General features: G+C 66.4%; 25 protein-coding genes. 17 read left to right on the top strand and 8 right to left on the bottom strand.

Annotated elements, in window-relative coordinates; all coding sequences use genetic code 11:
- Positions 1-113: 113 nt before the first annotated feature.
- From CAL28_RS19610 to CAL28_RS19595, 4 genes are all read left to right on the top strand, one after another.
- The gene (locus CAL28_RS19610; RefSeq protein ID WP_094844732.1) at positions 114-1,415 is read left to right on the top strand and encodes a PA0069 family radical SAM protein; all 1,302 of its coding nucleotides are present in this window, start codon (positions 114-116) and stop codon (positions 1,413-1,415) included.
- 24 nt (positions 1,416-1,439) lie between these two features.
- Positions 1,440-1,793: a hypothetical protein gene (locus tag CAL28_RS19605; protein ID WP_094842913.1), complete on the top strand. Its 354-nt coding sequence runs from the start codon at positions 1,440-1,442 to the stop codon at positions 1,791-1,793.
- 126 nt (positions 1,794-1,919) lie between these two features.
- Entirely contained in the window at positions 1,920-2,330 is a 411-nt protein-coding gene (gene rplS / locus CAL28_RS19600; protein ID WP_094842912.1) for a 50S ribosomal protein L19, read from the top strand.
- Between the two features lie 132 nt (positions 2,331-2,462).
- Positions 2,463-3,206, top strand: a complete 744-nt coding sequence (locus tag CAL28_RS19595; protein WP_094842911.1) for a CoA pyrophosphatase — start codon at positions 2,463-2,465, stop codon at positions 3,204-3,206.
- Positions 3,207-3,239: 33 nt separating this feature from the next.
- Here CAL28_RS19595 and rsgA read toward each other — a convergent pair whose 3' ends face one another.
- Complete coding sequence (rsgA, locus tag CAL28_RS19590) at positions 3,240-4,076, bottom strand: ribosome small subunit-dependent GTPase A (RefSeq protein WP_254926302.1); 837 nt, start codon at positions 4,074-4,076, stop codon at positions 3,240-3,242.
- A gap of 188 nt (positions 4,077-4,264) precedes the next feature.
- Positions 4,265-5,515: a M48 family metallopeptidase gene (locus CAL28_RS19585; RefSeq protein WP_094842909.1), complete on the bottom strand. Its 1,251-nt coding sequence runs from the start codon at positions 5,513-5,515 to the stop codon at positions 4,265-4,267.
- Between the two features lie 58 nt (positions 5,516-5,573).
- On the opposite strand from CAL28_RS19585, the gene orn reads away from it, so the two are divergent.
- Positions 5,574-6,119 carry an oligoribonuclease gene (gene orn / locus CAL28_RS19580; protein WP_094844731.1) on the top strand — a complete coding sequence of 182 codons (546 nt, stop codon included), beginning with the start codon at positions 5,574-5,576 and terminating at the stop codon, positions 6,117-6,119.
- A gap of 48 nt (positions 6,120-6,167) precedes the next feature.
- On the opposite strand, the gene paaX is transcribed toward orn, so the two are convergent.
- Complete coding sequence (gene paaX, locus CAL28_RS19575; protein ID WP_094842908.1) at positions 6,168-7,103, bottom strand: phenylacetic acid degradation operon negative regulatory protein PaaX; 936 nt, start codon at positions 7,101-7,103, stop codon at positions 6,168-6,170.
- Between the two features lie 145 nt (positions 7,104-7,248).
- Between paaX and paaA the strand changes: the two genes are divergently transcribed.
- The 9 genes from paaA (at position 7,249) to paaK (ending at position 15,345) form a co-directional block, all read left to right on the top strand.
- Positions 7,249-8,232, top strand: a complete 984-nt coding sequence (gene paaA, locus CAL28_RS19570) for a 1,2-phenylacetyl-CoA epoxidase subunit PaaA (RefSeq protein ID WP_094842907.1) — start codon at positions 7,249-7,251, stop codon at positions 8,230-8,232.
- Between the two features lie 42 nt (positions 8,233-8,274).
- Positions 8,275-8,562 (top strand): 1,2-phenylacetyl-CoA epoxidase subunit PaaB, encoded by a 288-nt coding sequence (gene paaB, locus CAL28_RS19565; RefSeq protein WP_094842906.1) that lies wholly within the window; start codon positions 8,275-8,277, stop codon positions 8,560-8,562.
- Positions 8,563-8,572: 10 nt separating this feature from the next.
- Positions 8,573-9,337: a 1,2-phenylacetyl-CoA epoxidase subunit PaaC gene (paaC, locus tag CAL28_RS19560; protein WP_094842905.1), complete on the top strand. Its 765-nt coding sequence runs from the start codon at positions 8,573-8,575 to the stop codon at positions 9,335-9,337.
- The gene (gene paaD / locus CAL28_RS19555) at positions 9,331-9,873 is read left to right on the top strand and encodes a 1,2-phenylacetyl-CoA epoxidase subunit PaaD (RefSeq protein ID WP_094842904.1); all 543 of its coding nucleotides are present in this window, start codon (positions 9,331-9,333) and stop codon (positions 9,871-9,873) included. Before paaC ends, paaD begins: the two co-directional genes overlap by 7 nt.
- An 11-nt stretch (positions 9,874-9,884) precedes the next feature.
- Positions 9,885-10,961 carry a 1,2-phenylacetyl-CoA epoxidase subunit PaaE gene (paaE, locus tag CAL28_RS19550; RefSeq protein WP_094842903.1) on the top strand — a complete coding sequence of 359 codons (1,077 nt, stop codon included), beginning with the start codon at positions 9,885-9,887 and terminating at the stop codon, positions 10,959-10,961.
- A 31-nt stretch (positions 10,962-10,992) separates the two neighbouring features.
- Entirely contained in the window at positions 10,993-12,657 is a 1,665-nt protein-coding gene (gene paaN / locus CAL28_RS19545) for a phenylacetic acid degradation protein PaaN (protein ID WP_094842902.1), read from the top strand.
- Positions 12,658-12,699: 42 nt separating this feature from the next.
- On the top strand, positions 12,700-13,494 hold the full coding sequence (gene paaG, locus CAL28_RS19540; protein WP_094842901.1) for a 2-(1,2-epoxy-1,2-dihydrophenyl)acetyl-CoA isomerase PaaG: 795 nt from the start codon (positions 12,700-12,702) through the stop codon (positions 13,492-13,494).
- Between the two features lie 17 nt (positions 13,495-13,511).
- Positions 13,512-13,964 carry a hydroxyphenylacetyl-CoA thioesterase PaaI gene (paaI, locus tag CAL28_RS19535; protein ID WP_094844730.1) on the top strand — a complete coding sequence of 151 codons (453 nt, stop codon included), beginning with the start codon at positions 13,512-13,514 and terminating at the stop codon, positions 13,962-13,964.
- Positions 13,965-14,031: 67 nt separating this feature from the next.
- The gene (paaK, locus tag CAL28_RS19530) at positions 14,032-15,345 is read left to right on the top strand and encodes a phenylacetate--CoA ligase PaaK (RefSeq protein WP_094844729.1); all 1,314 of its coding nucleotides are present in this window, start codon (positions 14,032-14,034) and stop codon (positions 15,343-15,345) included.
- 19 nt (positions 15,346-15,364) lie between these two features.
- Here the strand turns inward: paaK and CAL28_RS19525 are convergent, their stop codons facing one another.
- The 4 genes from CAL28_RS19525 to radC all read right to left on the bottom strand — a co-directional run bounded on the left by CAL28_RS19525 (position 15,365) and on the right by radC (position 19,870).
- A complete protein-coding gene (locus CAL28_RS19525; protein ID WP_094842900.1) occupies positions 15,365-16,765 on the bottom strand; it encodes an MATE family efflux transporter in 1,401 nt (466 codons plus the stop codon).
- The gene (locus CAL28_RS19520; protein ID WP_094842899.1) at positions 16,762-18,498 is read right to left on the bottom strand and encodes an ArnT family glycosyltransferase; all 1,737 of its coding nucleotides are present in this window, start codon (positions 18,496-18,498) and stop codon (positions 16,762-16,764) included. Before CAL28_RS19520 ends, CAL28_RS19525 begins: the two co-directional genes overlap by 4 nt.
- 151 nt (positions 18,499-18,649) lie before the next feature.
- Positions 18,650-18,916, bottom strand: a complete 267-nt coding sequence (locus tag CAL28_RS19515; RefSeq protein ID WP_094842898.1) for a type B 50S ribosomal protein L31 — start codon at positions 18,914-18,916, stop codon at positions 18,650-18,652.
- Between the two features lie 273 nt (positions 18,917-19,189).
- Entirely contained in the window at positions 19,190-19,870 is a 681-nt protein-coding gene (gene radC, locus CAL28_RS19510) for a RadC family protein (RefSeq protein ID WP_094842897.1), read from the bottom strand.
- A 107-nt stretch (positions 19,871-19,977) separates the two neighbouring features.
- On the opposite strand from radC, the gene CAL28_RS19505 reads away from it, so the two are divergent.
- Genes CAL28_RS19505 through maiA form a run of 3 tightly spaced genes read left to right on the top strand, consistent with a single transcriptional unit; the run spans position 19,978 to position 22,100 of the window.
- A complete protein-coding gene (locus CAL28_RS19505; protein ID WP_176464038.1) occupies positions 19,978-20,442 on the top strand; it encodes an FKBP-type peptidyl-prolyl cis-trans isomerase in 465 nt (154 codons plus the stop codon).
- Positions 20,442-21,431, top strand: coding sequence for a 4-hydroxy-3-methylbut-2-enyl diphosphate reductase (ispH, locus tag CAL28_RS19500; protein ID WP_094842895.1), 990 nt, complete (start codon positions 20,442-20,444; stop codon positions 21,429-21,431). The genes CAL28_RS19505 and ispH overlap by 1 nt, the downstream gene beginning before the upstream one ends.
- A 24-nt stretch (positions 21,432-21,455) precedes the next feature.
- Positions 21,456-22,100, top strand: a complete 645-nt coding sequence (gene maiA / locus CAL28_RS19495; protein WP_094842894.1) for a maleylacetoacetate isomerase — start codon at positions 21,456-21,458, stop codon at positions 22,098-22,100.
- 21 nt (positions 22,101-22,121) lie between these two features.
- On the opposite strand, the gene garD is transcribed toward maiA, so the two are convergent.
- Entirely contained in the window at positions 22,122-23,675 is a 1,554-nt protein-coding gene (garD, locus tag CAL28_RS19490) for a galactarate dehydratase (RefSeq protein ID WP_094844728.1), read from the bottom strand.
- Positions 23,676-23,869 lie beyond the last annotated feature (194 nt).

Below are 23,869 nucleotides of genomic sequence, written 5' to 3'. Positions count from 1 at the left end.
CAGTCCGGGAGTTTGCCCCCAGCGGCCGGCGAAGTTGGGGTAAAGTGGGACGTCGCCGAAAAAAAAGGCGGCAGGTTCTTGCCAGAAGTACTGTATGGATGTACAGTATCTTCATGGCACGTACCGATCATTCCGTTTTTGCCGGTTCTGGGTCCCCGGCTGCCGCCCCCGCCGCCTTGCGCGGTCGGGGTGCGGTTACTAATGTTCGGCATCGCTTCCAGCGCGATGAACGCAGCGCAGCGGATCCGGCAGACGAGCCGGCGCTGGCCGACTCGGTCCCCGGTTCTCCCCCCGGTTCTGCCCCTACTTCAGTCCCTATTTATCAGTTCGCCCCCGGCCAACCCCGGTCCGGACACCCCGGATACCCGGTGTATCCGATCGCTGCCGACGCGGGCGAGGGCGGCGAGCCGAGCCAGCGCGGGCCCACGACGCAGGTCATGGTCGAACAGGCGCGCAAGCTGCTGTCGCGCAACGATTCGCCCGATGTTCCCTTCGACCGGGCGATCAATACCTACCGTGGCTGCGAACATGGCTGTGCATACTGCTATGCCCGGCCCACCCATGCTTACCTGGGGTATTCCCCCGGGCTGGATTTCGAGACCCGGCTCATCGCCAAGGCCAACGCGGTGGACGCCCTGCGTGCGGAACTCGCCCGCCCGGGGTACCGCGCGGAACCGGTCAATATCGGCTCCGCCACGGACGTCTACCAGCCTATCGAACGTACGTGGCGCCTGACACGGGGCGTGCTGGAACTGCTCCTGGAAACCGGGCATCCCCTGACGATCGTTACCAAGAATGCCCTCATCGAACGCGATCTGGATATCCTGAAGGCGCTCGCGCAGCGCAACCTTGTGGCGGTCTACATCAGCATCACATCGCTGGACGCCGATCTTTCGCGTAGCCTGGAGCCACGCGCTTCGGCGCCCTGGCGGCGGCTGCAGGCCGTCAAAACCTTGGCGGATGCCGGCGTTCCGGTGGGCGTGCTGGCTGCACCCATCATTCCCTTCATCAACGACGAATTTCTCGAGCGCATCATCGAAGAGGCCGCCCAGGCGGGCGCCTACTACGCCAGCTATACCGTGATCCGGCTGCCCTGGGAAGTGAAGCCTGTTTTCGAGGAATGGTTACAGGCGCATTTTCCCGATCGCGCCGAACGCGTCCTCCACCGCATCGAAGACATGCGGGAAGGCAAGCGCAACGACGCCCGTTTCGGCACCCGCATGCGCGGTACCGGCATCTGGTCCGATCTGCTGCGCCAGCGCTTTGATGTGGCGGTACGCCGGGCGGGGCTCAACCGTCGGCGCCTGCAACTGGATACCCAACAATTTATTGCTCCGGCCCCTTTTTCCCGTTCCAGGGGGCCGGGCTTTGCTCATGGACCTGCGCCCGCGAGGCAGCTGGGTCTATTCGACTAAGTATGTCTCCCAAGGAGCACTCGCATGAATCTCGCAGCCGAACCGCAATTCCCGACCAAATGGCCGTTTCCGCCCGCACCGCCCGCGCGCCGTGCATGGGGGCACCTGCTGTCGCCGTTCCGCCGGGCACGCCGCGACGGGGCGCTGGGCGTCATGCCTTTGCCTGGCGCTTTTCCGGCCTCGCCTGCATCCTTGCCGCGCGCCGGATCCACATCCGGGGCTGTGCCCGGGGCCATATCAGGGACCATATCCGGGGTTGCATCCGGGGCTGGCCAGGACGTTACGCTGCGTCAGATGGTGGTGGATATCCTGCTGGTCGCCATGTGGGGCGCGATGATTCCCGCATTGATGTGGCTGGGCGCGGCCGCGGGTTTCTGAGGTGGCGGTCGATTTACCTAAGCTACTGATTTGATGTAGAATGCTCGGTTTGCCAAACGTCATCCTCTGCATGCGGCGCAGGTTTTCATCATAACAATCGCATGGCACGATGATTTCGGAGTTCTCATGAACCTTATCGATATCCTGGAACAGGAAGAAATCAAGCGCCTGACCGCCGACAAGACGATGCCGTCTTTCGCGCCCGGCGACACCGTGATCGTCAACGTCAATGTCGTCGAAGGTACGCGCAAGCGCGTGCAGGCGTTCGAAGGCGTCGTTATCGCCAAGCGCAACCGTGGGCTGAATTCCGCCTTCATCGTGCGCAAGATCTCGTCGGGCCAGGCCGTGGAACGGACCTTCCAGTTGTACTCGCCGCAGATCGCCTCTATCGAGGTGAAGCGCCGTGGTGACGTTCGCCGCGCCAAGCTGTACTACCTGCGCGACCGTTCGGGCAAGTCCGCTCGTATCAAGGAAAAGCTGGTCAGCCGTCAGGCTGCCGCGCAATCGGCCAAGGCTGCCGAGACCGCAGCGTCCTGATCGCGATGATGGTGCCGCCCGCCGGCCCCTCATCAGCAAAGGCACCCCCAGCGGGTGCCTTTTTGTTTTCAAGCGGGTATTCTCAATCCGCATCCTATCGTCGTCTTTCGTTCACTCCGCGCTTTACCCCTCATGCCTGACCAGCCCGCTTCGTCGCGTCCTCGCCGTCCCATCGTTCGACCCGCCTTTGACGCCGCTGTGCAGCCCTGGGTTGCGGCCAACGAAGGCTTGCTTCCCGTGCCGCCCCAGGCCCTGGCCGCGGAAGAATTGCGGCGGGTGCTGCAGCATCCGGCCGGCTGGCCGGCGCAACTGCCCCTGAACGGCGATGTGCGCTATCCGGGCCGCGAGGGGCCGCCCGTGCTGGCGGCGGTGCTGATCCCGCTGGTGATGCGGGAGGAAGGCGTAAGCGTCATGCTGACGCAGCGTACCGCCCATCTGCATGATCACGCGGGGCAGATCAGTTTCCCCGGGGGACGGATCGAGGACACGGATGCCAGCCCGATCGCCGCTGCCCTGCGCGAGGCGCAGGAAGAGACCGGCCTGGGGCCGGAATGGGTCGAGGTGCTGGGCACGATGCCCGCGTATCTGACGTCCACCGGGTTTTCCATCACCCCCGCGGTGGGACTGGTTCGGCCGGGCTTCGAGCTCGTGCCCGACCCCTTCGAAGTCGCGGAGATTTTCGAAGTGCCGCTGTCCTTCATCACGGATCCGGCCAATCATCGCCTGCATCGCGTCGAACTCCCGGACGGCCGTGTGCGAAAGTACTACTCGATGCCGTGGGGCAGGTATTTCATCTGGGGCGCCACGGCGGCGATGTTGCGCAACCTTTATCACATGCTGTGCGACCCCGCCGCGCGCGATACCCCGCCCGAATAAAGGCCGGGGCAGGCGGGCGATCGCCCGCCGCCTTCAATAGCGCGGTGCCGCGGCGTTTTCGTTCAGGATGCGCAGGTACAGGGCGTGGCGGGCCGGGTCGATCCGCTTTTCCGCAAGCGCTTGCAGGACACCGCAGCCGGGCTCGTGCTGGTGCGTGCAGTTGTAGAAGCGGCATTGCGCCGCGTAGGGGGCGAACTCCGGAAAACCCCGTTCGATTTCCTCGCGCGACAGATGCTGCAGGCCGAACGCCTGGAAGCCCGGGGAATCGATCAGGTCTCCGCCTTCGGGCAGATGGTAAAGGCGCGTGCTGGTCGTGGTATGCCTGCCCATGTCCAAGGCGATCGAATGTTCGCGCGTGGCGGCATTGGTCCCGGGTATCAGGTCATTGAGCAGCGTCGATTTGCCCATGCCGCTCTGGCCCAGCAGCAGGCTGACATGTCCCTTCATATGCGGGTATAGCGTCTGGCGCGCCGCCTCGGGCTGCAGGGCGCTGACTTCCAGCACGGGTACCCCCAGGCGGGCCAGGGGCGCCAGCCTGGCGCGTGCCTCGTCCAGGCCCTCGTGCAGATCGATCTTGTTCAGGACAATCAATGGCGTGATGCCCGCGCTCCACGCCCCCGCCAGCGCGCGGCCGGCGAGGTCGTCGGAGAAGGTCGGCAGGACGGCCACGACGATGAACAGCCGATCGACATTCGCGGCGAATTGCTTGGCGCGCATCTCGTCGGAGCGGTACAGCAGGTTGCTGCGCGGCAGGATCTGCTCGATGGCGCCTTCGTCGCGGCCCTGCGGAGCGATGCGCACCCGATCGCCCACGGCAGCGCCGGCTTTCTTGCCGCGTGGAAAACACTGCCGCAGCGCGCCGTCGGCCATTTCGACCAGATAATGCCGTCCATGGGCGGCAACGATGCGGCCTTCCAGCAGGCCGGTGGGGGAAACGCCAGCGGGGCCGCCGGGGTCCGCTTCCTCGCCCGTCTCCCGGATCCTGGGTTTGGCCTTGTCCGCTTGCGCGATGGTGGCGGCATCCTGGCGGCCCGGGCGGGAAGGACGATAGGGGCGGTTCATCGAGCGGCCGCGGCCAGATGGCGGATGCGCACCGCCGCCGGAGGATGGCTGTCGTAGAACGCGGAATGCACGGGATCCGGCGTCAACGTGGCTGCGTTGTCGTCATACAGCTTGACCAGCGCCGACACCAGTTGGTCGGCGGAACTCTGGCGTGCCGCGTAGTCGTCGGCCTGGAACTCGTCGCGCCGCGAGTACCAACTGGCGATGGGCGTGAACAGGAACGTGAAGACCGGCACGACCAGGAAGAAGAGCAGCAGCGCCATCGCATCGTTGCGGCCGTCCAGGCGCGGCAGGACGCCCAGTTGCTCGTAGAACCAGGGCTGGCGGGCCAGCCATCCCAATAGCGCGAAGAATCCCAGGGCGAGAGCGAAGCTGAGCGCGATACGGCGGGTGATGTGCCGCCGCGCGAAGTGCCCGAGTTCGTGGGCCAGCACCGCTTCGATCTCGTCGCCGTTCAGGCGCGCCAGCAGGGTGTCGAAGAAAACGATGCGGCGGGACTTGCCGAAGCCGGTGAAATACGCGTTGCCGTGGCCGGAGCGCCGCGATCCGTCCATGACGAATAGCCCGTTGATGGCGAACCCGCAACGCTGCACCAGTTTCCGGATGCGGGCGGACAGGTCCTGGTCGGCCAGCGGCGTGAACTTGTTGAACAGGGGAGCGATGACCATGGGAAACAGTAGCAGCGTCAGCAGGCTGAATCCCACCCATACACCCCAGGCCCAGATCCACCACAGCGAGCCGGCCTTGCCCATCAGCCAGAGGATGGCAGCCACCAGCGGCAGGCCGATCGCGGCGGTCAGCAGTATCCCCTTGAGCATGTCCGAGACGAACAGGGCCGGCGTCATCCGGTTGAACCCGAAGCGCGCTTCCAGCCTGAACTGCCGCCACACGGTGAAGGGCAGTTCCAGCACGCCCAGCAGCAGTCCGGTGATGACCAGCAGCAGCAGCTGGCGCAGGAAGTCGTTGTCCGTCAGCCGCCCGGCAAACAGGTCGATGGCCTGGAGCCCGCCAAGCAAAGTCAGGGCGATCAGCACCGCGGCGTCGAAAACGCGTTCCACGATACCCAGCCGGACGCGCGCGACCGTGTAGTCGGCGGCCCGCTGGTGGCTGGCCAGCCCGATGCGGCTGGAGAATTCGGAGGGCACGCGGTCCCGGTGGCGGGCGACATGGCGGATTTGCCGCGTGGACAGCCAGAGCCTGATGCCGATATCGACGAGCAGGAGTGCAACGAACAGCAGTGTCAGCATGAATGGTCCGGGCTGGGAAACCGATATGAGAAAATCGGATTTTCAAAAGGCAAATTATATGGCTCTGAACGAGAACCGCCTGGTCTGGCTCGACATGGAGATGACGGGCCTGGATCCGGAAAAAGAACGCATTATCGAAGTGGCCGTGGTGGTGACGGAGCCGGACCTGACCATCGTGGCCGAAGGGCCGGCGCTGGCCATACACCAGCCCGACAGCCTGCTGGACGCGATGGACAATTGGAACAAGTCCACTCACGGGAAAAGCGGCCTTATCGACAAGGTGAAGGCGTCCACCATCAGCGAAGCCCAGGCCGAAGACATCCTGATCGCCTTTCTGTCGCAACACGTCCCGGCCGGCAAGTCGCCGCTGTGCGGCAACACCATCAGCCAGGACCGGCGCTTCATGTTCCGCTATATGCCCCGGCTGGAGCAATTCTTCCATTACCGCAACCTGGATGTCAGCACTTTGAAGGAACTGGCGCGCCGCTGGCGGCCGGACGTCTACAAAAGTTTCGAGAAAAAAAGCCGGCATGAAGCCCTGGCCGACATCCACGATTCCATCGACGAGCTGAAGCACTACCGCGAGCATTTCCTCAAGGTGTGACGCCGGCATGGCGAACGCCCGGGACGGCGGCCGCGCCGGCCCGCATCGCTAGCGTCCCCCGAAACGGCGCAGTGCGTCGGCCGCCAGGGGCCGGAAGTGGCCATCGCCGTGCCCAGCGATGGTTTGCAGATGGGCCTCCGAGGCATCGAACAGGCCCCAATACAGGCTGCGGCACAGGGCCCGGGCCGGATGTCCCGGCCAGTCCGGCGCCAGCATGTCCGCGGGCAAGCGCGGATCGTGCAGCACGATGCGCCGCCACCGGTGAAGCAGCAGCATACGGGCGGCGAAAGCGGCCGCCGCCGGCGGCGCGACCCGGTCCTGGCCGTTCAGCGTTTTCTCCAGCGGCGTGAACTGGTGGATGAATTCGCGGTACTGGTCCGCCAGTTCGCCCAGGTTCCAGCATTGCGACGCCAGCGCTGCCAGGGGCAGGGCACCCACGCCGGGCAGATCGCGCCCGGCCAGCACCACCGCCTTGTCCGCTATGCCCAGCGATTCGAGGATGCCTCCGGCGGCATCCGGTTGCCCGCGGGGGTGGGCGAACACGCCGGGCGCGACCATGCCATAGCCTTCCCATTCCAGCGCCCGCCGCAGTTCGGCGCGTTCGGCCAGCCCGTTGTTCGTGCGCGGGATGACGACCAGCGTCCACTCGCCGTTCCAGGCTGGTTCGGACGCCTGGTAAATACGCTGCGCGGCATGCGACGTGTGGCGCGCGCCCTGGGCGGACAGCCGGTACAGGCTGCGGCGGCCATGCCGTTCGGCGTGCAGCCACCCTTCGGCGACCAGGCGGAATACGCTGGTGCGCAACAGTCGTTCATTGATGCCCAGCGGCTGCAGCAAGGCGATCAGGTCGCCCAGCCAGATCGCCCCGCCGTGCGGCTCCATCGCGTCGCCCAGCAGGCTGACGCAGAGCGATTTGGCGCGCGGCGGGTCGGCCGCGATCAGGCGGGCGGTAAGGCGTTCCAGCGCGGACGCGGCAGGGGCCATGGGAAGGAAGACGGGCCTGTATGGACGACCGCGACATGATACATAAAACCAATGTGATACAGAAATACGTTTGACAGACAAATTTCTGTATTAAATAATCGTTGCATCGTCATGACGTCAAAGACGCGGGCAGGAGACAAGCACCATGGACGCGCACGCACCAGAAACCGGGCATTCCCATGCGGTCGCCGATGCGGATCCGGCGGAGCAGGCATTCCAGCAGCGCATCGACGCCGGCGTACGCGTCGAGCCGCGGGACGCCATGCCGGATGCCTACCGCCGGACGCTGATCCGCCAGATCTCGCAGCATGCGCACTCCGAGATCGTCGGCATGCTGCCGGAGGGCAACTGGATATCGCGCGCACCCACCCTCAAGCGCAAGGCCATCCTTCTGGCCAAGGTGCAGGACGAGTGCGGGCACGGGCTATATCTTTACAGCGCCGCCGAAACCCTGGGCACCTCGCGCGACGCGATGATCGCGGACCTGCACAGCGGCAAGGCCAAATATTCGAGCATCTTCAATTACCCCACCTTGTCGTGGGCCGACATCGGCATGATCGGTTGGCTGGTGGACGGTTCGGCCATCATCAACCAGATTCCGCTGTGCCGCTGTTCGTACGGGCCCTATGCCCGCGCAATGGTCCGCATCTGCAAGGAAGAATCCTTCCACCAGCGGCAGGGCTATGACCTGCTCATCCAGATGTGCCTGCACGGCACGCCGGAACAGAAAGCCATGTGCCAGGATGCGCTGGATCGCTGGTGGTGGCCGGCCCTGATGATGTTCGGGCCGCCCGACGCGGAATCGCCGAACAGCGCGCGCTCCACGCGCTGGCGCATCAAGCTTTTCTCCAATGACGAGCTGCGCCAGAAGATGGTCGACCAGTCGGTGCCGCAGGCGGAATACCTGGGCTTGCGGATTCCGGATCCGGCCTTGCGCTGGAACGCGGAACGAGGGCATTACGACTTCGGGGAAATCGACTGGACGGAATTCCGCGTCGTGCTGGATGGCCATGGGCCCTGCAACCGCGAACGCCTGCAGGCGCGCGTGCGCGCACACGAAGAAGGCGCCTGGGTGCGCGACGCCATGGCTGCCCATGCCGAAAAACAGCGGGCGCGCAAGGCCGCCTGACGGCGGCTTCCCGGAACACGCGCGGCCGCAACGGAGGATCGTATGGACGACACACAGTGGCCTCTTTGGGAGGTCTTCATCCGCGGGCAGCACGGCCTGGCCCACAAGCACGTCGGCAGCGTGCATGCACCCGACGCCGAAATGGCGCTGATGAATGCCCGCGATGTCTACACACGCCGCAACGAGGGCATGAGTATCTGGGTGGTGCGCGCCAGCGACATCGTGGCCAGCGATCCATCGGACAAAGCGGCGCTGTTCGATCCCGCCCGCGGCAAGGTCTACCGGCATCCGACCTTTTTCCCGATGCCCGACGAAGTCAAGCACATGTAGGAATCCCACGATGGACCGCTGTCTGTTCGATTTCGCGCTGCGCATGGGCGATACGACGCTGATCCTGTCGCAAAGGCTGTCCGCCTGGTGCGGCCACGGCCCCATCCTGGAAGAAGACCTGGCGCTTACCAATACGGCGCTGGACCTGCTGGGGCAGGCCCGCCTGTGGCTGACGCTGGCCGCCGAGGCGGAAGGGGCGGGGCGCGATGAAGACCAGCTTGCCTATCTGCGCGACGCCCATGAGTTTCGCAATGCGCTGCTGGTGGAAAGGCCCAATGGCGACTATGGCGATACGATGGCGCGCCAGTTCTTTTTCGATACCTGGCACTACTTTCTTTTGGACCGGCTGTCGTCGTCGTCCGAGCCTCGGGTGGCGGCTATCGCGGAAAAAGCGGTAAAGGAGGCGGCATACCATGCGCGCCGTTCCGCCGATATCGTCGTGCGCCTGGGCGATGGCACGCCGGAAAGCCACGGCCGCATGCAGGCGGCCGTGGATGCCGCGTGGCCCTATACGGGCGAACTCTTCGCCGACGACGACACCGACGCGCAAGCCTGCCGGCGCGGTATCGCCTGCCCGCTTGCCGAGCTGCGGGATCCCTGGCTGGCGCAGGTACGCGCGGTGCTGGAAGAAGCCACCCTGGCCTTGCCGGACGAAGCGCTGGCGCGTCACGCCGCCTATCGCGGTGGACGGCAGGGACGGCACACCGAGGCGCTGGGGCCCTTGCTGGCCGAAATGCAGTTCCTGCAACGCGCTTATCCGGGGGCCGCATGGTAGCGCCCGTCCTGCCGCAGGCCCAGGCACCGGCGTCGCGGATCGCGCCGGAATGCATCGCGCGTTGGCTGGATGCCGTGCGGGATCCGGAAATGCCCGCGCTGTCGGTCACCGACCTGGGCATCGTGCGCGACATCGCCTGGGAAGGGCCGGATGCCGCTCCCGTCTGCGTGGTCACCATCACGCCCACGTATTCCGGTTGTCCCGCCATGCGTGAAATCACTCAGGATATCGAATGGGTGTTGCGCGGCCACGGTATCCCGGCGGTATCGGTGCGCACGCGGCTGGCGCCCGCCTGGACGACCGACTGGCTCTCGGAGCGGGGCCGGCGGGCCTTGCTGGCCGAAGGCATCGCGCCGCCGGCGCAACGCGCCATCGACGTCTCCGGCATTGCCCGGCGCGCGGCGCCCGCGGTGGCCTGCCCGCATTGCGGCTCCATGGACACGCGCATGCTCAGCGGCTTCGGCGCCACGTCCTGCCGTGCCCTGTATCGCTGCAACGGCTGCCGCGAGCCGTTCGATTATTTCAAATCCCATTGAGTCGCCCCGCCATGGCCAGTTCCTTCCATTCCTTGAGGGTCGTCGACGTGGCGCGCGATACGCGCGATGCGGTCGTGCTCACTTTCGACCTGCCGCCGGCGCTGGCGCAGGACTTCGCGTTCCGGCCCGGGCAATACCTGACCTTGCGTACCCGCGTGGGCGAGCAAGAGCTGCGGCGGTCCTATTCGATCTGCTCGTCGCCGCAGGATGGCGCGCTGAAGGTCGCGATCAAGCGGGTGGACGACGGGGCATTCTCCAGCTGGGCCAATCGCGAGCTGCGGGCCGGCACCGTGCTGGACGTGATGCCGCCGGACGGCGAATTCACCGTCGACTTCGCGGCCGGCCAGGCCCGCCACTACGTGGCGTTCGCGGTCGGCAGCGGCATCACGCCGGTGTATTCGCTGATCAAGACCGCGCTGGCCACCGAGGCCGACAGCCGCTTCACGCTGTTCTACGGCAATCGAGCCTCGTCTTCGGTGCTCTTCCGCGAGGCGCTGGAAGACTTGAAGAACCGCTACATGACGCGCTTTTCGCTATGTCACGTCATGAGCCGCGAAACGCAGGACGTCGAACTTTTCAACGGACGCCTGGATGGCGCGAAGGTGGAAAGCCTGCTGACGCGATGGCTGCGCGTGCGGGATATCGATTACGTTTTCCTGTGCGGGCCCCAGGCCATGATCGAGGACGTCGTTCCCACGCTGGAGCGCCTGGGTTTCCCGCGCGAGCGCATCAAGTTCGAACTGTTCGGCGCGCCGCGCGCGGCGCGCGGGCCGCGCCAGGGGGGCCTCGTCGCGGGCCAATCCCAGTGCCGCGTGACGGTGGTGCAGGACGGACACCGGCGCAGCTTCACCATCGACAAGAACCTCGACAGTGTGCTGGACGCCGCCCTGGCCCAGGGCATCGAGCTTCCCTATTCCTGCAAGGGCGGAGTCTGTTCCACCTGCCGCTGCAAGGTGGTCGAAGGTGAAGTGGATATGGATGCGAATTTCGCCCTGGAGGACTATGAAGTCGCCCGGGGTTTCGTCTTGAGTTGCCAGAGCTATCCGGTCAGCGACACGCTGGTACTGGATTTCGACCAGGAAAACTGAACGGCGCGGGCCGTTCGCGCAGGAGACTACCGTGACCACAGATTTTTTCGAACGACATCGCGATCTGCTCGAACAGGCCGTGCGGGCCGCCGAGAGCCGTCAATACTGGAGCCCGTTTCCGGAGTCGCCCAGCCCGCGCAATTACGGCGAGACCGCCGGCGATGCCGGGCGCGCGGCTTTCGAAGCGCTGCGGGGGGGCGATTTCCCCCTGCAGGTAGACGGTGCGGCACTGATGGCGGGCGGCGAGCGTTCGCCCTTCGGTTTCGATCTGCATATCAGCTATCCGCGCCTGTCGCCGCAGGCCACGGTGGCGGCGTCGGCGCGCGCGCTGGCGAAGTGGCGCCGCGCGGGACCGCGTGCCTGGACCGGGGTATCCCTGGAAATCCTGCAGCGTCTGAACCGGGCCAGTTTCGAAATCGCCCACGCCGTGCAGCACACGACCGGCCAGGGCTACCTGATGGCTTTCCAGGCGGGCGGTCCGCACGCCCAGGATCGCGGCCTGGAGGCCGTGGCCTATGCCTGGCGCGAGATGGCGCGCATTCCCGAACAGGTCGTCTGGGAGAAGCCGCAGGGCAAACAGGACCCGCTGCGCATGGAAAAGCATTTCACCGTGGTACCGCGCGGTGTCGCGCTGGTGATCGGTTGCTCCACTTTTCCTACCTGGAATAGCTATCCCGGCCTGTTCGCCAGCCTGGCGACCGGCAATACGGTGATCGTCAAGCCGCATCCCACCGCCATTCTGCCGCTCGCGATAACCGTGCGCATCGCCCGCGAGACGCTGGCCGAAGCCGGCTACGACCCGGACGTGGTATTGCTGGCGCCCCATCCCGCGGGCGATGACACGGCACAGGTCCTGGCCACCGATCCCCACGTGAAAATCGTCGATTTCACCGGCAGCAAGGCGAACGGCGAATGGCTGGAACGGCATGTCCGGCAAGCGCAGGTCTACACCGAGAAATCCGGCGTGAACGCCGTCATCGTCGACTCGGTGGACGACCTGAAGGCCATGGCGCGCAATCTGGCGGTTTCGCTTGCGCTCTACAGCGGGCAGATGTGCACGGCGCCGCAGAACATCCATGTGCCGCGCGACGGTATCCGCACGGCGCAGGGGCGTGCCAGTTTCGATGAAGTGGCCGGTGCCATCGCGGCGGCGTTGCAAGCCTTGACGGCGGACGACGCCAAGGCCGCCGACCTATTGGGCGGCATCCAGGCCGATGCCACGCTGGCTCGCCTCGACGAGGCACGCGACCTGGGCCTGCCGGTGCTGGCGCAGAGCCGGTCCGTCACCCATCCGCAGTTCGATGGCGCGCGCATCCGCACGCCGCTGCTGCTGCGGGCCGATGCCGGCCACCCCGCCATTCAGCGGGAATGGTTCGGCCCGATCGCCTTTGTCGTTGAAACCGAGAGCACGGCGCAAAGTATCGCGCTGGCGCGTGACGGCGCGCGCGAGCACGGGGCGTTGACGCTGTCGGCCTATACCACCGATGCGGAGGTCGCCCGGGCCGTGCGCGATGCTTCGGAAGACGCGGGCGTGGCGCTTTCGCTTAATCTGACGGGCGGTGTGTTCGTCAATCAATCGGCGGCATTCAGCGATTTCCATGGCACCGGCGCCAACCCGGCGGCAAATGCATCGCTGTGCGACAGCGCGTATGTGGCGAACCGCTTCAGGGTCGTGCAGGCCCGCTGGCATATCTGATACCGCGGATCCGATTCCGCGAACCCAAGGACCGTCCGCATCATGACGACATCGTACGAAGACATCCAGTTCACGCTGCAGGACGGCATCGCCCGCCTCACCTTGAACCGCCCCGACAAGCTCAATTGCTTCACCGCGCGCATGCATGGCGAGGTGGCCAGCGCGCTGGACCAGGTAGAGAGCGCGTCCGCCCGGGTCCTGCTGATTACCGGGGCGGGGCGCGGCTTCTGCGCCGGCCAGGATCTGAGCGAACGCCGTCCCGCGCCCGGCGCCCCGCAAGTGGACCTGGGCGAGACCGTCGAAAAATACTATGCGCCCCTGGTGCGGCGGCTGCACGCGTTGCCGCTGCCGGTGGTCGTCGGCGTGAACGGTGTCGCGGCGGGCGCCGGCGCCAATCTGGCGCTGGCTGGCGATATCGTCATCGCCAAAGAGTCCGCCAGCTTCATCGAAGTGTTTTGCCGCTTGGGATTGATCCCGGATACCGGCGGCACCTATGTCCTGCCGCGGTTGGTCGGACGGGCGCGGGCCATGGGCATGGCCATGCTGGGCGAACGGATCGACGCGCGCCAGGCGGAGCAATGGGGGCTGATCTGGCAATGTGTCGCCGACGATGCCTTCGACGCCACGCTCGAAACCCTGTGCCGGCATTTCGCCGCCGCCCCCACCAAAGGCCTGGCATATACCAAGCGCGCGCTGCTGGCCAGCATGGACCATACCCTGGACGAACAGCTTGCGCTGGAGGTGCAAATGATGCGCGAACTGGGCCGTAGCCAGGACTACGCCGAGGGCGTGGCGGCCTTCCTGGAAAAACGCGAACCACGCTTCCAGGGACGATGATGGACGACTCGCGCACCATGCCCGCATCCACGCCCGCCGACCCGGCCGATCCCGCCGCGCTGGCACGCGCGGTGGCGGGCGCCATGTACGCGGCCGATGCCGCCAGCCAGGCGCTGGGCATGCGCCTGGCCGATGTCGGCCCCGGCCATGCCAGCCTGACAATGCCCGTGCGGTCGGACATGCTGAATGGACATCGCACCTGCCACGGCGGCTTCATTTTCTCGCTGGCGGACAGTGCCTTCGCCTTCGCCTGCAATTCACGCAATGTCAGTACCGTGGCGTCGGGCTGCACCATCGATTTCCTGGCGCCGGCCCGCGAGGGCGATGTGCTGACCGCGACGGCGCGCGAGCGATCGCTGGCCGGCCGCACGGGCGTCTATGACGTGACCGTCACCAACCAGGATGGCCAGGCGGTGGCGTTGTTCCGCGGCCGCTCGTATCGCATCAAGGGGCAGATCCTCGGCGATTGAGGCGCCGGGGGCAGGACGACGCGGCCGCCGGATACCGGCCGCGCGGCATAAAAGAATCGGAGACATCATCATGGCCACGCCAAGCAAGCCGGGACTGGATCCCATCGAACATGCCAGCCGCGACGAAATCGAGGCGCTGCAGTTGCGGCGCCTGCAATGGACGCTCGCGCATGCGTATGCGAATGTGCCGCACTACCGCCAGGCCTTCGACGCGGCGGGCGTGCACCCCACGGATCTCAGGCAGCTGGCCGACCTGGCCAGGTTTCCCTTCACCTCCAAGCAGGATCTGCGCGACAACTATCCCTTCGGCATGTTCGCCGTGCCACGCGAACAGATAGCGCGCGTGCATGCGTCCAGCGGCACTACCGGCAAGCCGACCGTGGTGGGCTATACCCGCGAGGACCTGGATAACTGGGCCGGCCTGGTGGCACGGTCGATCCACGCATCGGGGGGCAGGCCGGGCGACATCGTGCACATCGCCTATGGCTATGGGTTGTTCACCGGCGGCCTGGGCGCGCATTATGGCGCCGAGCGGCTGGGCTGCACGGTCATCCCGATGTCCGGCGGACAGACGGAAAAACAGGTCCAGCTGATCCAGGATTTCCGGCCGGACATCATCATGGTGACGCCCTCGTACTTCTGCAACATCCTCGAGGAAATGGACCGGCAGGGCATGGACCCGCGCGCATCCTCCTTGCGCATCGGTATCTTTGGCGCGGAGCCGTGGACGGGCAGGCTGCGCGAAGAGCTGGAGGCACGTGCCGGCATCGACGCGGTGGATATCTACGGACTGTCCGAGGTCATGGGGCCGGGCGTGGCCAACGAATGCGTGGAAGCCAAGGATGGACCGGTCATCTGGGAAGATCATTTCTATCCCGAGATCGTCGATCCGGACAGCGGCTTGCCGGTGGCCGATGGCGAGCCCGGCGAGCTGGTTTTCACTTCGCTTACCAAACAGGCCATGCCGGTCATTCGCTACCGCACGCGGGATCTGACGCGATTGCTCCCGCCCACCGCGCGCAGCATGCGGCGCATGGGCAAGATCACGGGCCGCAGCGATGACATGCTTATCGTGCGTGGCGTGAACCTGTTCCCCACCCAGGTAGAGGAGCTTGTGCTGAAAACCGGCCAATTGGCGCCGCACTACCAATTGGTGCTGACACGCGCCGGGGCCCTGGACGAACTGGAGATCCTCGCCGAACCCAGGCCCGAACTGGAAGGCATGGCCGACGAAGCGCGCGCCGCGCTGGCCGGCCAGCTGGCCCAGGCGGTCAAGGCGCACATTGGCGTCAGCGCGGCGGTACGGGTGCTCGAATGCGGTCAGGTCGAGCGGACCCTGACCGGCAAGGCCCGCAGGGTGGTCGACAAGCGGCCGAAGTAGCGGCGCGGCGCCTGCGCGGCTACGCCAGGCTGGCGCGAACGATGCGCCGGTACCAGGCATGCAGCAGCGTGGCCGAAAGGCCCAGGCCGAAGATCGCCATGAGCCACATCGTGCCCGCGCCCACGGGCGAGCCCGGCAGCAGCAGGGTGCGCAGCGCATCCAGATGGCCGCGCGCGGGCCCGAAGCCGAAGAGCCATCCGCCGCCCAGGCCGAACAAACCCAGTGCGGCCACCTGCAGCACCAGCGGGACCACCGCGACCTTGTATGCGCGCAGCAGATAGGAGTTGATGCACTGCATCGCGTCGCACAGGTGGAACAGCGGAATGACCTGCAAAAGGGTCGCGGCCACGGCGGCGACTTCCATATTGTCGGTGTAGGCGCGCAGGATCAGCGGCTTGCCCACCCATAGCAGGCAGGCGGTGAAGGTGGCGCCCAGCAGGCCCAGGGCCAGGCCGGCCATGCCCATGCGGTGAGCCTGTACCGGCCGGCCCGCGCCGATGGCCTGCGCGGTCAGGGAAGCGCTGGCCACGCCGATCGCCATCGGCATCATGTAGCACAGCGCGGCCAGGTTGGACATGATCTGGTGTCCGCCGATCACGAATGTGCCTTCGCGCGCCACCAGCAGCGCCATGAAGGTGAAGGCGCAGACTTCCACCAGGTAGGAGCCGCCCATGGGCAGGCCCAGCCGCAGCAATTCCTTTTGCGCGGTCCAGTCCGGGCGGCCCAGGCGCAGCTTGAAGCGCGCGTAGTACTTGTCGTGGCGCAGGATCCATAGGCCGGCGCCCAGGCTCATCCACGATACGACGGCGCTCGACAGGCCGGCACCGGTCGCGCCCATGGCGGGCAGGCCCAGCTTGCCGTAGATGAACAGCCAGTTGAACACGGCCTTGAACAGCACCGCGACCAGGTTGATTCCCATCACCAGCTTGGGGCGCGATACGGCGGTGCCCAGCGCATAGATCGTGCGGAACACCAGCGCCGCCGGCAATGCCAGCGTCAGCGCCTGCAGGTAGCCGGCCACGCGGGCGCGCACGTCGGGGGCGACGTTGCCCGACATCGACAGCCACGCATCGGGAAACAGCATCAGCGCGCCGCCTATCGCGGACAGGCCGATGGCCAGCCACACGCCCTGGCCCCACATCGCGCCGACATCGCGCATGCGACCCGCGCCGAAGTGCTGGGCAACGATGGGAATCAGCGCATGGATCACGCCCATCAGCCCGACGAACACGGTAATGTAGACGGAAGCCGACAGCGACATGGCGGCCAGGTCGTCCGGGCTGGCGTGGCCCGTCATGGCGGTATCCAGGACGCCGAAGGCGATGCCCGCCCACTGGCTGATGAGGACCGGCCAGGCCTGGCGCGCGATGGCGCGCACGGAGGCCCCGAAAGGGGCTTCGGTGGGCAGCGTTTGCGTCATCGCGGGGTGGTGGGGGGAACGCGCAAGAGGCGGAAGACTTCGCTGCGATCCGACAGGCGTCCGCCCTGCCACAGCACATCCGCGCCATCGCTGTAGGCGGCCGTCCCGTCCCGCAGGCTGCTGCGCGAGGTCTGCTGCAAAATCAGCGTGCAGCGGTTGTCATAGGGGAAGTTCAGGTCGTTGAAGACCAGGAAGGATGCGCGCTGGCCGCTGCCCAGTCCGAGCCCGCGCACGCACTCGCCCGGCCGCATATTCTGCGCCAGCGCCGCGGCCAGTTCGCCGGAGACCTTGCGATAGCTGCGCGCGTAGTCCACGGGCGGCTGCCACAGCAGGACCAGCAGGATCCAGGTGGCGGCGAGTCCGGCCGCCGACATGACCGTGCCGCGCCACAGCGCGGTCGGCCGCACGCGCAGCCGCCATGCCACCAGGACGATCCAGCCCACCGTGACGGCCAGGGCCAGCGCCACGGCGAGCCAGGAGATTTCCGGCACATAGCCGGTGGTCTGGCGCTGGATGTTGCGGGCGATTTTGGCGGGGAAACCGAAATTCAGCGCGATCCATCCCAGCCAGACCGTGGCCGCGGTCAGCGAAAAACACATGACCGCGAACCAGTCCAGCGTATTGACCACGGCCCGCCGCAGGGTGGGCAGCGAAAACGCGGCCAGGCAGGCGCAGGGCAGGACCAGCAGGATGAATTCGCCTTCGGAAGGCTCGTCCGTGAACGCGATTAGGATCAGCGGGCAGACCAGCATGGCCACCGGCAGCCAGACGTGGGGGGCGTAGCGCCATGCCCACCAGCGCGATAGGGCCAGGATGGCAAGCGGCCAGGTGGGCCACAGGTACCAGGGAAGGTCGCGTAGCGTGCGCAGCAGGTCGCCGACTTCCGGCAGCGCGTAGTTATCGATATTCCAGAGCTTCCAGTTGCGGATCCAGTATTCGCTGGTCAACGAGGCAGGTATCCACCACGCCAGCATGATCGCGGCGCACAGCGCGGCGGCCAGCAGCAGCCAGCGGCGCCGGACCCACAGGCCGCTCTTGGGATGGAAGGCCAGCAGGCAGCCCAGCATGATGGGCAGGGCGCCGACCCAGCCGCGCACGAGGAAGCTGGCGGCCAATGCCACGCCCAGGCTGACCGCGCCCACGCGTGGGCGGTCCAGCATGCGCGCCAGCGAATAAAAGGCGGCGGCCTGTGTCGCCATGATGGCGGGAATTTCGGAGGTTTCGTGTACTCGCTGCAGAATGCCCACCGTCGCCAGCAGGAGCAGCAGCGCCGCGTCGGCGAGCATACGCCCGTAGTCGCGCACCGTCGGTTCGCCGCCGAAGGGCAGGGCCAGCGGCTGGGCCTCCGGACGGCGGCCCAGCAGGTAGGTGCCGTACCACAGGGATGCGGTGGTAATGAAGAACCACAGCAGGTTCGGCAGCCGTCCCGCGGTGATATCGCCCATGATCGGGCCGAACAGCCACATCGATGCGGCGCCCACCCACGTGATAAGAGGGCCTTCCTCGGCATGCGCCAGGACGCCGACCTGCGGCAGCATCCAGGTATGGCCGCCGTCGCGCACCGCGGTGAGCATCGTCGCCAGTCCCACCACGTCGTCCGTTTTCCACGGATCCCGCATGAACAGGCCGAACACGATATAGGCGACCGCCAGCCCCAGCAATGCCAGCCGGGGCAGTTTGACGGTTGCCGGCGCGGTCAGCCGGGCGGGGGTAGTGCGGGATAAGGGGGACACGGGGCGTACTGTACCGGATAGATGACCGTCGTTTCTGTCTGGGAATGATCGAGCGTAAGAAAAAAACGCGCGGCGCCGGTCGGGGCGCTTGCTGCCGGCAAAAAAAAGCAGCCCGCAGGCTGCTTTCTTCGTGCGCGCGCTGTGCCGGCGATCAGGAGGCCGACTTGGCGGCACCCGTGGTGCGGGCGAAACGGGCGCGGAATTTTTCCACGCGGCCGGTCTCGACGATGCGGGTCTGCGCACCGGTGTAGAACGGATGCGACTTGGACGTCACGTCGCACTTGAACAGCGGGTAGGTCGTGCCGTCCACATCGATGGTTTCACGCGTATTGATGGTGGAACCGATAATGAACTTGTCGCCCGTCTGGACGTCCATGAACACCACTTGGCGGTATTCAGGATGAGTATTCTGTTTCATGGATTTTCCTAGGAGTGCGGGTCGCCTGTGGCCGCCATTCGTGCATACCTTGGCCGGTCTTGCCTGCGCGGTGTCGCCACCGCGTACTGCCAACCGTTGTTGCCAACGAAACTGCGTTGTTGCCAACCGTTGTTGCCCAAACCTGCCAGGCATGCTTTCGGACTCGTGCTGCCACCACGTATCCAGAAAGAACTCGGCATTCTAGCCCGATCGCCGCCCGTTCGCAAGCCTCGGCCGTATGGCCGGCTGGAGGGGCTTGCCCTGGGCCCGGGGTCACATCCGTCCCTGTTCCGCCATCGACAGCGCGGCGCCCCCGGCGATGATCAGGTGGTCCAGCAGCCGTACATCCACCAGCGCCAGCGCCTGCTTGAGGTGGCGGGTGAGGCGCTCGTCGGCGTCGCTGGGAATCGCCAGGCCGGAGGGGTGGTTATGCGCCAGGATCAGCGCGGCGGCGTGATGGCGCAGGGCATCGCGCACGACTTCACGGGGATAGACCGAAGCCTGGGACAACGTGCCCCGCGCGACTTCGCCGGTGGCGATCAGCCGCAGGCGGTTGTCCAGGTAGAGCGCAATGCAGTACTCGATGTCGTGATGGCCGAGCAGGGCGACGCAGTATTGCTTGACACGGTTGGGCTGGTCCAGCGCGCAGCCTTCCACCAGGTCTTCGCGCATGGCGCGGCGCGCCAGTTCCAGCACGCTCAGCAATTGGCAGATTTTGGCGCTGCCCAGGCCATGGACCTGTTCCAGCGTGTCCGCGCCTGCGCGGAACAGCCCGCGCAGGCCGCCGAAGTGGCCCAGGACGTCGTGCGCCAGGGCAAGCACCGGCCGCCCGGACGTGCCGGTGCGCAGCACGACGGCCAGCAGCTCGGCGTCGGTCAGCACGCAGGCGCCATGGCGCAGCAGCCGTTCGCGGGGGCGTTCCGTGTCCGTATCCGATGGCTTGGGCGTGGGCATGAGGGCAACTCCTGGCATGGTGCGGCGGGGTAATGCGAAGGCACCCGCGCGCCTGGGACTAAAATGGCGGATTCAGCCCGATACGGTGGCATATCTTGAGCACCGCCATGCCCAGCACGAACGTTTTTGTCCGTCCGGATTCCTACCTCACCCTGCACTACCGCATCGTCCTTGCCTCCGGGCCGGGCGAAGGATCCGTTTTCGCCGATACCTTCACCGGCCGTCCCGCCACGCTGCAACTGGGAACGGGCCAGTGGGCGCCCGGCATGGAAGCCGCGCTGCTGGAACAGCCCGAAGGCAGCAGCTTCAGCGTGACGCTGCCGCCGGCACAGGCCTATGGCGATCGCAATCCCGAACTGATCCAGCGCGTCAGCCGCGCCATGCTGGCCGAGCATGCCGGCGCGGACGCCGGCTTCGAGCCGGGCGATCTGGTGGAATTCCAGGCGCCCAACGGTGGCCGCTATTCGGGCGTGCTGAAGTCCCTGGACGATGACGGCGCCTTGTTCGACTTCAATCATCCATTGGCGGGCACGGCGCTGCGGCTGGATGTTCAGATTCTCGGGGTGCTCTGATGACCGCGACCTCCACCTCCGTGACGGCTCCGCAGGCCGAAGTCCTGCTGGCCCAGCCGCGCGGCTTTTGCGCTGGCGTGGACCGCGCCATCGAGATCGTCGAACGCGCCCTCGAACTGCACGGCGCCCCGATCTACGTACGCCACGAAATCGTCCACAACCGCTACGTCGTCGCGGACCTGCGCGGCAAGGGCGCGATCTTCATCGATGAATTGGACGACGCCCCCGCCGGCGCGATCGTGGTGTTTTCGGCGCACGGCGTATCCAAGGCGGTGCGCGCAGAGGCCGAACAGCGCGGCCTGCGCGTCTTCGACGCCACGTGTCCGCTGGTGACCAAGGTTCACGTGGAAGTCGCGCGGATGCGCGCGGCGGGCCGCGAAATCGTCATGATCGGCCACAAGGGACATCCTGAAGTGGAAGGTACGCTGGGGCAGTCCAAGGACGGCATGTACCTGGTCGAGACGGTGGAAGACGTGCACGCCCTGCGGGTCGCCGATCCTGAACAGCTTGCCTTCGTGACCCAGACGACGCTGTCGGTGGACGACGCGGCGGCAGTCGCGGCGGCGCTGCGCTCGCGTTTTCCCACCATCATCGAACCGCGCAAGAGCGACATCTGCTACGCGACGCAGAACCGCCAGGACGCCGTCAAGGTGCTGGCGCCGGAATGCGATCTGGTGCTGGTCGTGGGCAGCACCAACAGTTCGAACTCCAACCGGCTGCGCGAAGTCGCCGAACGCAAGGGCGTGACCGCCTACCTCGTCGACGGCGCTGAGGCCATCGATCCTTCGTGGCTGCAAGGCCGCAAGCGCATCGGCATTACCGCGGGCGCATCGGCCCCGGAGATCCTGGTGCGCCAGGTGATCGATCGCGTCAAGGAGCTGGGCGCCGTGTCGGTCAGGACCATGCCGGGCCTGGAAGAGAACGTGGCGTTTCCGCTGCCCAAGGGACTGGCGCGCAAGCCCGCCGAATCCGACCAGCCGCCGCGCTGAACGGCCATCCCCCAAGGAGCCCGCATGCAGCTATATAGTTACTTCCGCAGTTCGGCCGCCTACCGGGTGCGTATCGCGCTGAACCTGAAGGGGTTGGCGTATGACTATGTGCCGGTGCATTTGCTCAAGGACGGCGGCCAGCAGCTCAAGCCCGAATACCTGCGGCTGAATCCCCAGGCGATGGTGCCGACGCTGGTCGACGGCTCGGCCGTGCTGACGCAATCGATGGCCATCATCGAATACCTGGACGAAACCCACCCGCAGCCGCCGCTACTGCCTTCCACGCCGGTCGCGCGGGCGCGGGTGCGTGCCCTGGCGCAGGGAATTTCCTGCGACATTCATCCGCTGAACAATCTGCGCGTGCTGCGTTACCTGAAGAAAGAGCTGGATGTGCCGGACGCGGCGCGCGACGCCTGGTACCGGCACTGGGTGCAAACCGGCCTGCTCGCGCTGGAGCATATGCTGGCCGATTCGCCCGACACGGGCGTGTATTGCCATGGCGATAGCCCGACGCTGGCCGACGCCTGCCTGGTTCCGCAGCTGTTCAATGCGCGGCGGCTGGATTGCGACTTGTCCGCCATGCCGGTCATCGCGCGCATCGATGCGGCTTGCCGCGCCTTGCCGGCCTTCGAGCAGGCCGCGCCGGAAAACCAGCCCGACGCGGCTTAGGCGGTTCCGTCCCGCGCCGCCTCAGGTCACCGGCGCCGGATTGAACAAGGCCAGCGCATTGTGCAGCCGCAGTGCCTCGGCACGGCTCTTCTTGCGGCCGCTGGCCACGTCCAGCATGGTATGGAACAGTTCCCAGCCGACATCGGCGATTGTTGCCTCGCCCGTCGCGATGCGGCCGGCGTTCACGTCCATCAGGTCATGCCAGCGGCGCGCCAGGTCGTTGCGCGTCGCTACCTTGATGACCGGTACCTCGGCCAGTCCATAGGGGGTGCCGCGACCCGTCGTGAATACGTGCAGGTTCATGCCGGCCGCCAGTTGCAGCGTCCCGCAGATGAAGTCGCTGGCCGGCGTGGCGGTGTACACCAGTCCCTTGGACGCGAGCTTTTCGCCCGGCGCGACCACGCCCGAGATCGCCGAGCGGCCGGATTTCGCGATCGATCCCATGGCTTTCTCGACAATGTTCGACAGGCCGCCTTTCTTGTTGCCGGGCGAGGTATTCGCGCTGCGATCGGCATTGCCGCGCGCAAGATAGGCGTCGTACCAGGCCATCTCGCGGATCAGGGCCTGCGCCACCTCCGGCGTGGCCGCGCGCGCGGTCAATTGCGCAATCCCGTCGCGCACTTCGGTGTTCTCCGAGAACATGACGGTCGCGCCCGCGCGTACCAGCAGGTCGCTGGCATAGCCGACCGCCGGATTCGCGGTGATGCCCGAAAACGCATCGCTGCCGCCGCATTGCACGCCCACCACCAGATCCGAGACGGGGCATTCGACGCGACGTCGCGCGTCCAGCCTGGCCAGGTGGCGCTCGGCGGTCCGCATGATGGACGCCACCATCGATTCGAATCCGACGTGCGCCTCGTCCTGCAGGGTGACCGTATCGACCCGGTTGCCGCCGCCCGCGATGGGGATGCTGCCCGGCGGCATCAGGCGGTCCGGCTGCAGCTTCTCGCATCCCAGGCTGACCATCATGGCGGTGCCGCCGAAGTTCGGATTGAGCGCGATATTGCGCAGCGTGCGGATGGGAATCACGGCATCCGGCGCGTCGATGGCGACGCCGCAGCCATAGGTATGTTCCAGCCCCACCACGTCATCCACGTTCGGATATCGCGGCAGTAGTTCGGCGCGGATGCGCTTGACGGCGTGTTCGACGACGCCGGACACGCATTGGACCGTGGTGGTGATGGCCAGGATATTGCGGGTGCCCACCGAGCCGTCGGCGTTGCGGTAACCCTGGAAGGTGTAGCCTTCCAGGGGTTCGGGCTGGGGCGGGACGCGCGTGGCGATCGGCAATCGGTCCAGCGCGGGCGGCTCCGGCAGGGTGGTGACCCGTTCGTTGACCCAACTGCCGCGCGGCAGGGGCTGGGCGGCGTAGCCGATCACGACGCCGTAGCGCACGATGGCGTCTCCCTCCGCGAGATCGCGCAACGCGACCTTGTGCCCTTGCGGGATGGCCTCCAGCAGGGCCAGTCCATCGGCGAACGCGGCGCCCGCGGGCAAGCCGCCGTCGTTCACGACGATCGCGACATTGTCGTCGTCGTGGATGCGTATATAGAGAGGATTTCGCGGCTCGGACATGGCGTCGGTGTGAAAGTGGCGGCTAAGCGGTGCGATGATGGGATTGATGTTTGTCATCGTACAACGTATTCTGCCAACTTATCAGCCAAGTGGATTCCGCGGCGGACAAGCGTCTGTTCCAAAAACCGCTGGCAGGTCGGGGATGCGTGTTGTACGATAACGTATGACATCCGATCTGCCTCGCAACTCCCCGG

Origin of the sequence: Bordetella genomosp. 11 (assembly GCF_002261215.1) — a bacterium.
Lineage (GTDB): Bacteria > Pseudomonadota > Gammaproteobacteria > Burkholderiales > Burkholderiaceae_B > Bordetella_C.
The sequence above is the reverse complement of the archived record's forward strand: the minus strand, read 5'-3'. Positions and strand labels throughout refer to the sequence as shown.

Excerpts from the sequence above, each read along its gene's own strand:
- paaD (WP_094842904.1), top strand. The coding sequence starts at position 9,331 with ATGGTAGCGCCCGTCCTGCCGCAGGCCCAGGCACCGGCGTCGCGGATC.
- maiA (WP_094842894.1), top strand. The coding sequence starts at position 21,456 with ATGCAGCTATATAGTTACTTCCGCAGTTCGGCCGCCTACCGGGTGCGT.
- CAL28_RS19605 (WP_094842913.1), top strand. The coding sequence starts at position 1,440 with ATGAATCTCGCAGCCGAACCGCAATTCCCGACCAAATGGCCGTTTCCG.
- CAL28_RS19525 (WP_094842900.1), bottom strand. The coding sequence starts at position 16,765 with ATGACGCAAACGCTGCCCACCGAAGCCCCTTTCGGGGCCTCCGTGCGC.
- rsgA (WP_254926302.1), bottom strand. The coding sequence starts at position 4,076 with ATGGCCGACGGCGCGCTGCGGCAGTGTTTTCCACGCGGCAAGAAAGCC.
- paaC (WP_094842905.1), top strand. The coding sequence starts at position 8,573 with ATGGACCGCTGTCTGTTCGATTTCGCGCTGCGCATGGGCGATACGACG.
- CAL28_RS19595 (WP_094842911.1), top strand. The coding sequence starts at position 2,463 with ATGCCTGACCAGCCCGCTTCGTCGCGTCCTCGCCGTCCCATCGTTCGA.
- paaI (WP_094844730.1), top strand. The coding sequence starts at position 13,512 with ATGCCCGCATCCACGCCCGCCGACCCGGCCGATCCCGCCGCGCTGGCA.
- paaX (WP_094842908.1), bottom strand. The coding sequence starts at position 7,103 with ATGGCCCCTGCCGCGTCCGCGCTGGAACGCCTTACCGCCCGCCTGATC.
- paaB (WP_094842906.1), top strand. The coding sequence starts at position 8,275 with ATGGACGACACACAGTGGCCTCTTTGGGAGGTCTTCATCCGCGGGCAG.
- orn (WP_094844731.1), top strand. The coding sequence starts at position 5,574 with ATGGCTCTGAACGAGAACCGCCTGGTCTGGCTCGACATGGAGATGACG.
- garD (WP_094844728.1), bottom strand. The coding sequence starts at position 23,675 with ATGTCCGAGCCGCGAAATCCTCTCTATATACGCATCCACGACGACGAC.
- radC (WP_094842897.1), bottom strand. The coding sequence starts at position 19,870 with ATGCCCACGCCCAAGCCATCGGATACGGACACGGAACGCCCCCGCGAA.
- paaE (WP_094842903.1), top strand. The coding sequence starts at position 9,885 with ATGGCCAGTTCCTTCCATTCCTTGAGGGTCGTCGACGTGGCGCGCGAT.
- CAL28_RS19505 (WP_176464038.1), top strand. The coding sequence starts at position 19,978 with ATGCCCAGCACGAACGTTTTTGTCCGTCCGGATTCCTACCTCACCCTG.
- CAL28_RS19610 (WP_094844732.1), top strand. The coding sequence starts at position 114 with ATGGCACGTACCGATCATTCCGTTTTTGCCGGTTCTGGGTCCCCGGCT.
- CAL28_RS19515 (WP_094842898.1), bottom strand. The coding sequence starts at position 18,916 with ATGAAACAGAATACTCATCCTGAATACCGCCAAGTGGTGTTCATGGAC.
- paaA (WP_094842907.1), top strand. The coding sequence starts at position 7,249 with ATGGACGCGCACGCACCAGAAACCGGGCATTCCCATGCGGTCGCCGAT.
- CAL28_RS19585 (WP_094842909.1), bottom strand. The coding sequence starts at position 5,515 with ATGCTGACACTGCTGTTCGTTGCACTCCTGCTCGTCGATATCGGCATC.
- rplS (WP_094842912.1), top strand. The coding sequence starts at position 1,920 with ATGAACCTTATCGATATCCTGGAACAGGAAGAAATCAAGCGCCTGACC.
- paaG (WP_094842901.1), top strand. The coding sequence starts at position 12,700 with ATGACGACATCGTACGAAGACATCCAGTTCACGCTGCAGGACGGCATC.
- ispH (WP_094842895.1), top strand. The coding sequence starts at position 20,442 with ATGACCGCGACCTCCACCTCCGTGACGGCTCCGCAGGCCGAAGTCCTG.